Annotated in this window: 11 protein-coding genes; 6 read left to right on the forward strand and 5 right to left on the reverse strand. The window is 62.3% G+C overall.

The window, feature by feature from the left end:
• Positions 1-58 precede the first annotated feature (58 nt).
• From katG to GS429_RS18290, 4 genes are all read right to left on the reverse strand, one after another.
• Entirely contained in the window at positions 59-2,248 is a 2,190-nt protein-coding gene (gene katG, locus GS429_RS18275) for a catalase/peroxidase HPI (RefSeq protein ID WP_160066861.1), read from the reverse strand.
• A gap of 196 nt (positions 2,249-2,444) precedes the next feature.
• Positions 2,445-3,788 (reverse strand): RimK family alpha-L-glutamate ligase, encoded by a 1,344-nt coding sequence (locus GS429_RS18280; protein ID WP_160066863.1) that lies wholly within the window; start codon positions 3,786-3,788, stop codon positions 2,445-2,447.
• A gap of 114 nt (positions 3,789-3,902) precedes the next feature.
• Positions 3,903-5,369, reverse strand: a complete 1,467-nt coding sequence (locus GS429_RS18285; RefSeq protein WP_160066865.1) for a flippase — start codon at positions 5,367-5,369, stop codon at positions 3,903-3,905.
• Positions 5,370-5,722: 353 nt separating this feature from the next.
• A complete protein-coding gene (locus tag GS429_RS18290) occupies positions 5,723-6,472 on the reverse strand; it encodes a GNAT family N-acetyltransferase (protein ID WP_160067280.1) in 750 nt (249 codons plus the stop codon).
• A gap of 222 nt (positions 6,473-6,694) precedes the next feature.
• Here GS429_RS18290 and GS429_RS18295 point away from each other — a divergent pair, with 222 nt between their 5' ends.
• The 5 genes from GS429_RS18295 (at position 6,695) to GS429_RS18315 (ending at position 11,469) form a co-directional block, all read left to right on the forward strand.
• Complete coding sequence (locus GS429_RS18295; RefSeq protein WP_160066867.1) at positions 6,695-7,783, forward strand: succinylglutamate desuccinylase/aspartoacylase family protein; 1,089 nt, start codon at positions 6,695-6,697, stop codon at positions 7,781-7,783.
• Positions 7,784-7,988: 205 nt separating this feature from the next.
• Positions 7,989-8,384 (forward strand): succinate dehydrogenase, cytochrome b556 subunit, encoded by a 396-nt coding sequence (gene sdhC / locus GS429_RS18300; RefSeq protein WP_160066869.1) that lies wholly within the window; start codon positions 7,989-7,991, stop codon positions 8,382-8,384.
• Positions 8,384-8,746, forward strand: coding sequence for a succinate dehydrogenase hydrophobic membrane anchor subunit (locus GS429_RS18305; protein ID WP_160066871.1), 363 nt, complete (start codon positions 8,384-8,386; stop codon positions 8,744-8,746). Before sdhC ends, GS429_RS18305 begins: the two co-directional genes overlap by 1 nt.
• A 1-nt stretch (position 8,747) precedes the next feature.
• Positions 8,748-9,629 carry a succinate dehydrogenase/fumarate reductase iron-sulfur subunit gene (locus GS429_RS18310; protein ID WP_160066873.1) on the forward strand — a complete coding sequence of 294 codons (882 nt, stop codon included), beginning with the start codon at positions 8,748-8,750 and terminating at the stop codon, positions 9,627-9,629.
• Position 9,630: 1 nt separating this feature from the next.
• A complete protein-coding gene (locus tag GS429_RS18315) occupies positions 9,631-11,469 on the forward strand; it encodes an FAD-binding protein (RefSeq protein WP_160066875.1) in 1,839 nt (612 codons plus the stop codon).
• A gap of 266 nt (positions 11,470-11,735) precedes the next feature.
• Here the strand turns inward: GS429_RS18315 and GS429_RS18320 are convergent, their stop codons facing one another.
• Positions 11,736-11,930, reverse strand: coding sequence for a XapX domain-containing protein (locus tag GS429_RS18320; protein ID WP_160066877.1), 195 nt, complete (start codon positions 11,928-11,930; stop codon positions 11,736-11,738).
• A 182-nt stretch (positions 11,931-12,112) separates the two neighbouring features.
• Here GS429_RS18320 and GS429_RS18325 point away from each other — a divergent pair, with 182 nt between their 5' ends.
• A complete protein-coding gene (locus tag GS429_RS18325) occupies positions 12,113-12,337 on the forward strand; it encodes a MarR family transcriptional regulator (RefSeq protein ID WP_160066879.1) in 225 nt (74 codons plus the stop codon).
• The last annotated feature ends 118 nt before the right edge of the window (positions 12,338-12,455 follow it).

Below are 12,455 nucleotides of genomic sequence, written 5' to 3' on the forward strand. Positions count from 1 at the left end.
CCGAAACGAGCGAAAAATCGCGCGGAAAACCGGAACGGGGTCGACGGGACTCGAGTCGCTACTCGAGGTCGAAGCGGTCGTGTTGCATCACTTTGCTCCACGTATCGACGAAGTCCCGAACGAATTTCTCTTCGGCGTCGTCAGACGCGTAGACGTCCGCGATGGCGCGAAGCCGGGAGTTCGAACCGAAGATGAGGTCCGCGCGGGTCGCCGTCCACTCGACGTCGCCCGTCTCGCGGTCGCGGATCTCGAAGACCTGACCCTGGTCCTCCTCGGTGTCCGAGGCCGCTTCCCAGCCCATGACGTCGTGAGACTCGTCGGACGCGTCCCACTCGTAGCCCATGTCGAGCAGGTTCACGAAGAAGTCGTTGGTCAGCGTCTCCGGCCGGTCGGTGAGGACGCCGAGACCGGAATCCTGGTAAGTCGCGTTCAGCGCGCGCATTCCGCCGACCAGTACCGTCATCTCGGGTGCCGTCAGATCCAGCAGGTCGGCCTTGTCGACCAGCAGTTCCTCCTGGGACTGGTCGGCCTCGTCGCTGTAATAGTTGCGGAATCCGTCGGCTACGGGTTTGAGCGCCTCGAACGACTCGACGTCGGTCTGTTCCTGCGAGGCGTCGGTCCGACCCGGCTCGAACGGGACCTCGACGTCGTGGCCAGCCTCGGCCGCAGCCTGTTCGACGGCCGCATTGCCGCCCAGCACGATCAGGTCGGCTAGCGACACGCGCACGTCGTCGGATCGCGAACCGTTGAACTCCTCCTGAATCCCTTCGAGGGTCGAAAGCACGGTCTCGAGTTGGTCCGGCTCGTTCACTTCCCAGCTGTTCTGGGGCTCGAGACGGATACGAGCGCCGTTGGCGCCGCCGCGCTTGTCGCTGTCACGGTAGGTCGATGCCGCCGCCCAGGCGGTCTTGGCCAGCTGGGAGATCGAGAGATCCGACGCGAGGATCTCGTCTTTGAGCTCGGCGATCTCCTCGTCCCCGATCAGGTCGTAGTCGGCGTCGGGGACGGGATCTTGCCACAGCATCTCCTCGTCCGGAACCTCCGGACCGCGGAATCGGGTCGGCGGGCCCATGTCGCGGTGGATCAGCTTGTACCAGGCCTTCGCGAAGGCGTCCTGGAACTCTTTGGGGTTCTCCTGGAAGCGCTCGAGGATCTCACGGTAGTCGGGATCACGCTTGAGCGCGACGTCCGTCGTCAGCATCATCACGTCCTCTTTCTCGTCCGGATCCTCGGCGCCGGGGGCGGTGCCGTCGAGTTCGCCGTTCTGGGTGGTCCACTGCCACGCACCGCCGGGACCCTTCTTGGGCCACCACTTGTAGTTCAGCAGGTTGTCGATGTAGCTCGTGTCCCACTGGGTCGGCGTGGCGTTCCACGGCCCCTCGATCCCGCTGGTGATCGTATCGGCTCCCTTGCCGGAGCCGTGCTTGCTCTCCCAGCCGAGACCCTGCTGATCGATCGGGGCTGCCTCGGGCTCCGGGCCGACGTGTTCGTCGGGATCGTCGGCGCCGTGGACCTTCCCGAAGGTGTGTCCGCCGGCGATGAGCGCGGCCGTCTCCTCGTCGTTCATCGCCATCAGGCCGAACGACTCTCGAATCCGCTCTGCCGACTTCTCCGGATCCGGCTCACCGTCTGGTCCCTCCGGGTTCACGTAGATCAGGCCCATGACGGTGGCGGCGAGGGTTCCTTCGAGTTCGCCCTCCTCGCTGAAGCGATCGGACGCTTCCCACTCGTCTTCGGGCCCCCAGTCGACGGCGTCGTCGGGCTTGTACTCGTCCTCGCGCCCGCCAGCGAAGCCGAACGTCTCGAATCCCATCGACTCGAGGGCGACGTTTCCGGCCAGGACGATCAGGTCGGACCACGAGAGTTGGCGACCGTACTTTTGCTTGACGGGCCAGAGCAGGCGGCGAGCCTTGTCGAGGTTCGCGTTGTCGGGCCAGCTGTTGAGGGGTGCAAAGCGCTGTCGACCACCGGTCGCGCCACCGCGGCCGTCGCTGGTGCGGTACGTCCCGGCGCTGTGCCACGCCATCCGGATGAAAAGCGGCCCGTAGTGGCCGTAGTCGGCCGGCCACCAGTCCTGGGACGTCGTCATGACGTCCTCGATGTCCGCTTTTACCTCCTCGAAGTCGAGTTTCTCGAACTCCTCGCCGTAGTCGAAGTCCTCATCCATCGGACTGGATGTGGGGACGTTCTGGTCGAGGATGTCAACGTTCAACCGGTTTGGCCACCAGTCTTGATTTGACTTAGTCATCAGTGTCCAATTGCCGCTTTCCCCTATTAAGATTTCCTAACCCGGTGAGGAACTCTTCGGTCATAGAAAAACAATCTTCGACAGACGTAAACTTTTGTCAGCGATGGTGTCGCTGGTTCCCGTCACTGAAGGAGCGTTCAGCAACGTCAACTGGATTCGGTTCTCGAGAAAGAGGGATCCTCGAGTGATGAACCGATTACTCCTCTTCTTCGGGCGTATCGGGAACGTCCTGGTCGACCCGACGGCTCACGTCGACCTGATAGTTCCCGAGGATGTCCCGCCCGAGGAGGACGGGGTAGTCCATGTGGCTCCGGTCTTCGACGCTTGCGGTGACGGTATGCTGGTTCCCGCCGACGCCGACGACTACGTCGACGACGGGGCGACTCTTGGCGGTCTTACTGCTGCCGGACCGAATACGCGTGATGGATTTGATGGGGCCCGCGCCGATATCAGCCGCGAGGCTCGTATCGATGCTCGTTCGCGTCGCTCCGGTGTCCGATTTGGCCAGTACGGTCTTCGAGCCGCTGGTCCCCGATAGCACCACCTCTTCGGTGTAGCCGATCACGGCGTGTTCCGCCTCCTGTGAGGTCGCCTCTATCGGCTGGGCCGTCGGCCGCGAATCGTCGAGAACGCTTGCGAGTTCTCGAACGCGGTCGTCGTCGACCTCGCCGCCCGCGCGTTCGATGGCGAGTTTGGCGATGTACGGAGCCGGGCTGATCTGTGTCGCCTGATAGAGGCCCTTGAACCCCGCCGTCGGGTTCACCTCGAGGACGAACCAGCCTTCGTCACCTTCGACGAGATCGACCCCGGCGTAATCGAGATCGACGGCGCTGGACGCTCGACGAGCCATGTCGCGGGCTTCGTCGGGGAGGTCATCGGTCGCGTCCTCGACGGAGCCGCCGAGTGCGACGTTGGTCCGCCAGTCGTTGTCGGGAGCGTACCGGTACATCGCGCCGACGATTTCGCCGTTGACGACGTAGACGCGGGCGTCGAAGTGACGGTTGTCGTCGCGGTCGATGAGTTCCTGCAAAAAGGCGTACCGGTTGCCGACCTTCGCGTTGATCGGATCGTCGGGTCCGACCTTCCAGGTGCCGCCGCCGTGGGTACCGATCGCCGTTTTGTACACCGCCTCCTCACCGTAGCGGTCTCGAGCGGCGTTCAATCGATCGCCGCTGAGTGCGAGCGTGACGTCCGGCGTTCGGACGTCGTTCGACGCGAGGGCGGTCGCCGTCGAGAGCTTGTGGATCGCCGTCATCACCGATGTGGGCTTGTTGAGCATCGGGACCAGCTGGGAGAACGTGTTCGCTAGCCCGAGTTCCTCGGCGGGCTGTTCGGTGTTCGACAGCAGCATTCGGTTCGCGATCACGTCGACGTCGGGTTCGAGCACGACGCTCCCGTCGGTGACGCTGACTGAGGTGTTCTCGGTTCGGAGCCACTCGGTATCGTGGCCGAGCGCCTCGACGGCGTTGAGAATCGCTTTCGTTTCTTTGCTCGTATGAAGACTCAATACCCCGACGGTGACGGGATCGGAAACAGCCATACGCGAGTACACGCTAACCCGGGGGAAAAGTATACTGTTCGCAACCGCGCGTATGCGCTCGATTTCGGGATAATTTCCTCGATCGACCCGACGATGTCGGGCGTGGACACTCGATCAGGAGATCACCGCCCGAACCTCTCGCGGATCGACCATCCCGCTCGCGACGACGAGAACGGCCCAGGTGATCGCCCCGAGCGCGATCGCTCCGAAGAGCATCACCAGGTTCGAGACCATCGGTGTCACGAGCAACACGGCAAGCGCCATGATTCCGGTGATCGCACAGATGAGCGCCATCGAGCGAGCGAGCTGTCCCAGCCGCAAGTCGAGCTCTAAGTGGACGATGTAGAGATTTACCGCCACGTAGACGGAGTGGGTCGCGACCGTCGCGATCGCGGCGCCGACGACGCCGATCGTCGGAATGAGGACGAGGTTCAGCCCGAAGTTGGCCGCGGCCGTCCCGCCTTTGGCGATCGCCCGGTGACGGGCCCGGCCGAGGTAGTCCAGACTGTCGCTGGTCAGGTTCGTAATCGCCTGCAGGACGATGAAGATCGTCAGAACCTGCAGGACCGGCACGGCCCCGCCGTAGTCGGGGAACAGCATCGAGATAAACGGATCCGCGACGATTGCGAGGCCGACGGCGGCCGGAATATACAACAACATCGTGTTCGTCAGCGCCGTCTCGTAGATTCGACGCGCCTGCTCGAGTTGGTCCGCGGCCTTCTGTTCGCCGAAGTTCGGCGAGATGGTAAAGCCGAGGGATTCGGCCGGTGCGAGCACGAAGTCCGTGATCTGCTTGCCCAGCGTGTAGAACGCGACCGCCGTCGGCGTGAGGAAGATACCGACGAGAACGGTGTCGATCTGTTTGTCCACCACGTTCGCGCTGCGCGTCGCGGTCAGGGGGACGCTGTACTCCAGGAGCCGTTTGGACAGTCCGTCCTCGTACGTATCTGCGGCGTCGTAGGGGCGATAGTACTTGTAATAGAGCAGTCCCACTCCGAGGAGGGCCGCGATCGTGTAGCCGACGACGTACCCGAAGAAGGCACCGAGCGCGCCCAGCCCGAGGAGGGCGAACCCGACGGCGAACACGAGGCGTGCGAACCCGCTGACGGCCTGGACGATGGCGCTGTACTGGAGGTTGTTGAAGCCCTGAAAGGCGACCTGCGTGAAGGTGCCGAACGAGAAGACGGTGATGTAGATCACGCCGGCCGCCAGAAACGGCGCGGCTGCCGGCTCGCCTAACAGCGCCGCAAGCTGTTCGTGAAACAGCAAGAGGACGTAGCCGACCAGCGCGAGTAGCGCGATTTTGAACGTGATCGTTGTCCTGATCAGATGCGGGATCTGTCCGGGATCCGTTTCGTTGTACTCCGAGAAATATCTCGCCGCGGACTTACCGATCCCGAGATCCGCGACCAACTGAATCATAGCCAGGATCCCGATCACCCAGTACAGCGTCCCGTAGCCGTCGGTATCGAGCAGATACCGCGCCAGAAGGAACATTAACAGCGCGCTCGAGAGCATATAGACCGCTCGAGCGACCAGCGTTGCTTTGAATCCGTTGACGATGTGCTCCTGTCTACTCATTCGAAATATCCGTGACGCCGTTAGTGGCTCGTCCGATCGACCGCTCGAAGCGGGGTCGCTCCAGTCAGGTCGTGGACTGAGTAGCCAATTGTAATGCGGGGACAACAGGAGACACGTCCCGTTACCGGCACTGAAACGGAGGCGTACACTGATGTCTCTGCGGAATATTCGAGTCTGCTAACGCCGACGTTGATCGTTCGACCGGCCCGTACTGGCTGGGTACGGGCCGTGTAGGGTCGCCGTTACCACCAAATGGCCCGAGAATGGTTGACACGATAGCGATCTACGTCTCGATCTATCGAGCGTGTCCGACGATACCTATTCAGCGTCGGTCCGATGCGGTGGCGAGAGCGTCAGAGGTACGACGCGTCCCATCGCGTCGCCTTCCGCCGATTGCCACAGACGTTACACTCGATGCGGCCCATCGTGTCCATCGTGTTATCCAGGGAGTCGCAGTTCCCGCAGAACCAGGCGTACAGTTCCTCCTTCGCGTCGGACTCGTACGCGCCGTAGAACGGGGACTTCTCGCCGCGGGCCGCCTCGCCGTAGCTTACGTACACCGTCTCGCCGTCGACCTCGAGTTCGTCGACGGCACCCCAGCCCTCGTCGCCGATCTCGCTTTCGGCGTAGACGTTCTCCGTGAACGTTTCGTCGCCGATCTCGACCTCGCGCTGACCGGCCTGTTCGAAGCCGTGGTCCCGGTAGAACTCGTTGCCGCCCTCGTTGTCCTCGAGGACGAGACACTGGATGTGGTCCGCGCCTTCCTCGAGCAGTTTCTCGCGGGTTCGGACGAGCAGTCGAACGCCCGTGCCGCCCTCGCGGTGGTCGGGATCGATGTGTAGCCACAGAATTCGGCCGGTTCCGTAGCGCTGGCCGATCAGGTCGTTCTGGGAGAAGCCGACGACCTCACCGTCTCGCTCGACGACCAGCACGAGCGAGTGGTCGCCGTCTAGCTCGTCGCGAAACGAGTCTCCGTACCACTGCTCGATCGCGTCGTCGATCGTTTCCTCCTCGAGGAACTCCGTATACGTCGAGTTGAGCGAGCGCTCGGCGATCGATCGGATGGCATCGATGTCGTCGTCAGTCGCTTCACGAATCTCCATGACCGAGGCTACCATGGCCTTGTACAAAACGTATGCCCCGGGAGACGTTTGTAGCGAAAGTTTGGGAGAAAGCGAATATAGTAGCCACTGGAAGTCGGTGTGTGAACAGTTCCAGTGGCTACTATAGCGGCTCGACGGATCTCGGAGTCGTGACAGCGATAGCAGTCGGCGTTCGCCGGCGGACAAGCGAAGATTCACATTGCTGCCGGCGGAGACTCTGATATGAGCGACGTGGACGAGCCACCGGACGGACCCGATTCCGGCTCCGATTCCGATTCCGCGGCCGACGCGTTTACGTACAACGGTGGCCGGGTCGATCCCGGCGAATCGGCCAATATTCGGTACGGCATCAGCGAGACGTATCTCGGTGACCCCGTCAGGATTCCGGTAACCGTCGTCAACGGCGAACAGCCCGGTCCGACGGTCTGTCTCTCGGCTGCGGCACACGGCGACGAACTCAACGGTATCGAGGTCGTCCGCGAGGTCGCCCACGACTGGGATCACTCGGAACTCCACGGGACGCTCGTCTGTCTCCCCGTGATGAACGTTCCCGGGTTTCTGGCCCAGGAACGATACCTGCCGATCTACGATCGGGATCTGAACCGGTCGTTCCCCGGCCGCGAGGGATCGACGAGCGCCCGGCGGATGGCCTACCGGATCTTCACGAACTTCATCGAACCCTGCGATCTCGGTATCGACTTCCACACGTCCACGCGCGGACGGACGAACATGCTCCACGTCCGAGCGAACATGGAGAATCAACGGGTCTCCCGGCTCGCGAAAGCGTTCAGTTCGAACGTCATCATCGCCGGCGAAGGACCGGCGGGAACGCTCCGATACGAGGCGACGCAAGCCGGCATCCCGACGATCACGGTCGAGATGGGGGAGGCACATCGGTTCCAGCGGCGCTTGATCGATCGGGCGCTGACCGGCGTCGCGAGCGTCCTCGCCGAGTTCGGTCTCCACCCCGATTCGTCGGTCCACTGGCCCGGTTGGCGAACCGTCATCGATGACGATAACGAAAAGACGTGGATCCGCGCGGACGCCGGCGGTATCGTCGACATGAAACACGGCCGAAGCGAACTCGTCAGAGAAGGAGAGGTGATCTGTACGATCACCAACCCGTTCAAGGAGGAAGACGATATCGTCACCGTCGAAGCGCCGTTTACCGGGCTGATCGTCGGCGTCCTCGAGAACCCGGTCGTCTACCCCGGAAATCCGCTGTGTCACCTCGTCGGGCTCTCCCCGGACACGCGGACCGCCCTGGAACGCGAGCGGACGACCGAAAGCTCGCGGTCGGAGCTGCGGTAGCGGACGCGCGCGGAGCCGTCGAAAGCGTTCGCTATCGCACCACTACGACCGGTTCCGTCCGAACAACGCGACCTCGAGTCCCGAACCGATTCGGCCTGCTTGCCGAACCGAATTCGTTTCAGCTGTCAGGTACTGGGGAGAAGAGGCAACAGGCGAGATAAAAGTAACTTCTATACCCCCACGGTCTAACCGTCCACATGAGCGTATGAGTCAGTCTTACAATCGCGGTCTCATCGAGGACTTCGGTCGCTGGAAGGAGTTCTCGGCCGGCATGTGGGCGTGGATCTTCCACAAGTTCACCGGGTGGATGCTGATCGGCTACCTGTTCACCCACATCGCCGTGTTGAGTAGTGCATTGACCGGTCCGGAGGCGTATACGAACACCATTCAGGGCCTCGAGAGCCTCTTTATCGTCCGGGTCCTCGAGGTCGGCCTGCTCGCAGTGGCAGTGTTCCACATCCTGAACGGGCTTCGACTGCTGATGGTTGACCTCGGCGTCGGACTCGACGCCCAGGACAAGAGCTTCTACGCCTCGCTGGTGCTGACGGCGATTATCACCATCGCGAGCGTGCCGACCTTCATGGACGGGGTGACCCTCTGATGGCGGAGCGATACTCTTCGTTCGCCCCCGGCGGCACCGCGTGGCTGCTTCAGCGGATCACGGCGGCGTTCTTAGTTATCGTACTCGCGTTCCACTTCTTCCTCTTGCACTTCGTCAACCACGCTGCAGACGTCACGTTCGCGGGCACCCAGGCGCGGATGGAGAACGTCGGCTACTTTCTGACGATGGTCCTGTTCCTGATCGCCGGAACGTTCCACGGCGTCAACGGCGTCTACAACGCGCTGGTCAACCAGGGACTGAAGGGAACGCAGAAGAAAGTCGTTCTCGCAGTGCTTGTCATCGCGAGCGTCGCACTCATCGCGCAGGGAATCTACGTTGCAATCGCTATGGCGGGATGGTAATATGAGCACGCAACAACAAGAACCAGAACAACCCGAGAGTCAAGAAGCACCGGAAGACCCCGAAATGCGGGGGGCCGAGTCGCCGGTCGACGAACGAGAGAAAGCGGGCGGTGACATCGACCAGACGACGGCCGATCGATCCGAACTCGAGGGGGAAACGATCCTCATCAAGGTGTTCCGCTACGATCCCGAAGTCGCGGACAAACAGGAACCGCGTTTCGATGAATTCCACGTCCCCTTCGAGAAGGGGATGACCGTCCTCGATGCGGTCATGTACGCGCGGGACAACTACGACTCGTCGCTGACCTTCCGACACTCCTGTCGACAGGCCGTCTGTGGCTCCGACGCATTCTTTGTCAACGGCAAACAGCGTCTGGGCTGTAAAACGCAGATGGCCGACCTCGAGCATCCGGTTCGTATCGAACCGCTGCCCCATCAGGAGGTCGTCAAGGACCTGGTCGTCGATATGGATCACTTCTACGATCAGATGCACACCGTCGAGCCGTACTTCCAGAGCGAAGACACGCCCGACGCGAGCGACCTCGAAGAACAGCGCCAGTCGCGAGAGAACCGCGAGAAGGTGAAGATGTCCACGCGCTGTATCTGGTGTGGTGCGTGTATGTCCTCGTGTAACATCGCAGCGGGCGACAACGAGTATCTCGGGCCGGCGGCGATCAACAAGGCCTACCGCTTCGCGATGGACGACCGCGAGGACGCCGATATCAAAGAGCACCGACTCCGCATTCTCGAGCAGGAACACGGCGTCTGGCGATGCCAGACCCAGTTCTCCTGTACCGAAGTGTGTCCGAAAGATATCCCGCTAACCGAGCACATTCAGGAGCTCAAGCGGGAAGCGGTCAAAAAGAACCTGAAGTTCTGGTAATATGTACGAACACGACGTAATCGTGGTCGGCGCCGGCGGCGCTGGCCTCCGAGCCGCGGTCGCAGCGGACGAGGCGGGTGCGGATGTCGCACTCGTCTCGAAACTCCACCCGGTTCGCAGCCACACGGGTGCGGCGGAGGGTGGCATCAACGCCGCCCTCCGCGAGGGTGACGACTGGGAACTCCACGCCTACGACACGATGAAGGGGTCGGACTACCTGGGCGACGCCCCGGCGGTCGAGACCCTCACGCAGGATGCTCCCGAAGACACCATCACCTTAGAGCACTGGGGGATGCCCTTCTCGCGCGAGGAGGACGGCCGCGTCTCGCAGCGACCGTTCGGCGGCCTCTCGTTCCCGCGAACGACCTACGCGGGTGCGGAGACGGGACACCACCTGCTGCACGTGATGTACGAGCAAGTCGTCAAACGCGGCATTCAGGTCTACGACGAGTGGTACGTCATGGACCTCGCGACGACCGACGAAGACGACCCCAACGACCGCGAGTGCCACGGCATCGTCGCCTACGACGTCCAGTCGGGCAACGTCGAAGGGTTCAAGGCGAACGACGGTGTCGTCCTCGCGACCGGTGGCCCCGGTCAGGCCTTCGACCACACCACGAATGCCGTCTCCTGTACCGGCGACGGCCACGCGATGGCCTACCGCGCGGGCGCACCGCTGGAAGACATGGAGTTCATCCAGTTCCACCCGACGTCGCTGCCGTCGACGGGGGTCCTCATTTCGGAGGGTGTCCGCGGCGAAGGCGGAATCCTCTACAACAACGAGGGCGAGCGGTTCATGTTCGAACATGGCTACGCGAACAACGACGGCGAACTCGCCTCCCGAGACGTCGTCGCGCGCGCTGAGCTAACCGAAGTCCAGGAGGGCCGCGGCGTCAACGACGAGTACGTCCACCTCGACATGCGCCACCTCGGCGAGGAGCGCATTCTGGACCGCCTCGAGAACATTCTCCACCTGGCCGAGGACTTCGAGGGCGTCGACGGCCTCGTCGAGCCGATGCCGGTCAAGCCCGGCCAACACTACGCGATGGGTGGTATCGAGGTCGACGAGAACGGCCAGACGTGTATCAACGGTCTCTACGCGGCCGGCGAGTGTGCCTGCGTCTCCGTCCACGGCGGGAACCGGCTCGGCGGTAACGCCCTGCCCGAACTGATCGTCTTCGGCAAGCGGGCCGGCTACCACGCGGCCGGCAAGGATCTGGGCGACCCCGAGATCAAGACCGGCTACGGAGACGACGTCGAGGACGAAACCGAGACCGAGCTTCCGGTCCAGCCCGGCACCGCTGGCCTCGATTCATCCGGCGGCGTCGCCGCCGATGGGGGAGTCACGGCCGACGCCGAGGGCATCCTCGAGCGAAAGGTCGAGAACGCCCGCGAGCACGTCGATTATCTGATGGAGAAAGACGACGGCGTCCAGCACGCCGAAATCCGCCAGAAGCTCCAGAACGCGATGACCGACTACGTCAACGTCTTCCGTACCGAGGAGGGCGTCAAGAAGGCGCTGCGACTCATCCGCGAGTGCCGCGAGGAGTACCAGGACGTCTACGTCGACGATCCGTCACGGACGTTCAACACCGACCTCCAGCAGACCATCGAGACGCGAAACCTGATCGACGTCGCCGAAACGATCGCCCTCGGCGCGCTCGTACGCAACGAATTCCGCGGCGCCCACTGGCGCCAGGAGAACCAGATCCGCGACGACGAGAACTGGCTCAAACACACGCTCATCTCCTGGGAGGACGGCGAACCCAAGATTTTCTACCGCCCGGTGATCCTCGAGGGGCAGGATAAGACCTACGAGCCGAAAGAGCGCAGCTACTAGCGGTCGCGTCGTTCGTTTTCCGTTCGGGTTTGGTGGTGGGACTGGCCGTTTGCCGTTTGCTGTTTGTCGTTTTCGCCCATCGTCTGTCGTCTGTCCTTCGATTCCGCATCGAAACGCTAATCGCGCCACGTTCTCGTCGTTCCACGGAGTATCGAGCGGCATCGATGTTGATGCCGAGAGCAGAATACGGCACGCGAGTCACCGTCGAGCAGAACGTGACCCGCCATCACCTGATTCGACGATCGACGTCAGGACGACTCCCTCGCTCAGAGGCCGATCGAATCGAGGAGGTCGATGCTGATATTCGCCGCTTGTACGAGCTTGTACCCCAGGTATATGCCGACGATTCCCATGAGTCCCGGAAGCTCCGGCGGGGCCGGAATGGGGACATCGAAGAGTGCGAAGAACGCACCGGTGAGCGTGCCGGTCAGCAATCCGAGCGCGATGAGCTGATAGTTCATACTAATGAGCGGGGCGGTGACGACAAAAACACACTGTCTCACGGCCGTTCCGATCGAGACAGGTTCCGATTATCCGGACTCGAGTGCGTCGAAAAACCGCCAGCAGTCGCCGGCCTCGAGTCACGAAATTCGACAGTTGGCGATACACAGTTTTAATATCGTCGAACTACCGAGCCACGTGTATGAGCCAGAACGCGCAGCCACGTTCGACGGTATCGGTTCCGGCCGATGTCGAGTCCGCACAGGCGAAGCTCGTCTACCTCTATCTATCCGTGTATCCCGATGCGACACCGGCGGACATCTGTGGGTCACTCGAGATGACCAAGGGAGCCGTCCTCTCGATTACCGGTACGCTTCGGGAACGAGGCCATATCGAACGGACGGATTCCGGGTTCGAACTGGCCTAACTGGCCACTGGCCAACGGTGATACCGATCGGGACTGGATAACGAATCACGGATTGCGGGAGACTCACGACCGGGCAACGGCAGAAACCTGAAACGTGCTTTCGGCATCGCTTCGTGAC

Origin of the sequence: Natronorubrum halalkaliphilum, from assembly GCF_009834785.1 — an archaeon.
GTDB lineage: Archaea > Halobacteriota > Halobacteria > Halobacteriales > Natrialbaceae > Natronorubrum > Natronorubrum halalkaliphilum.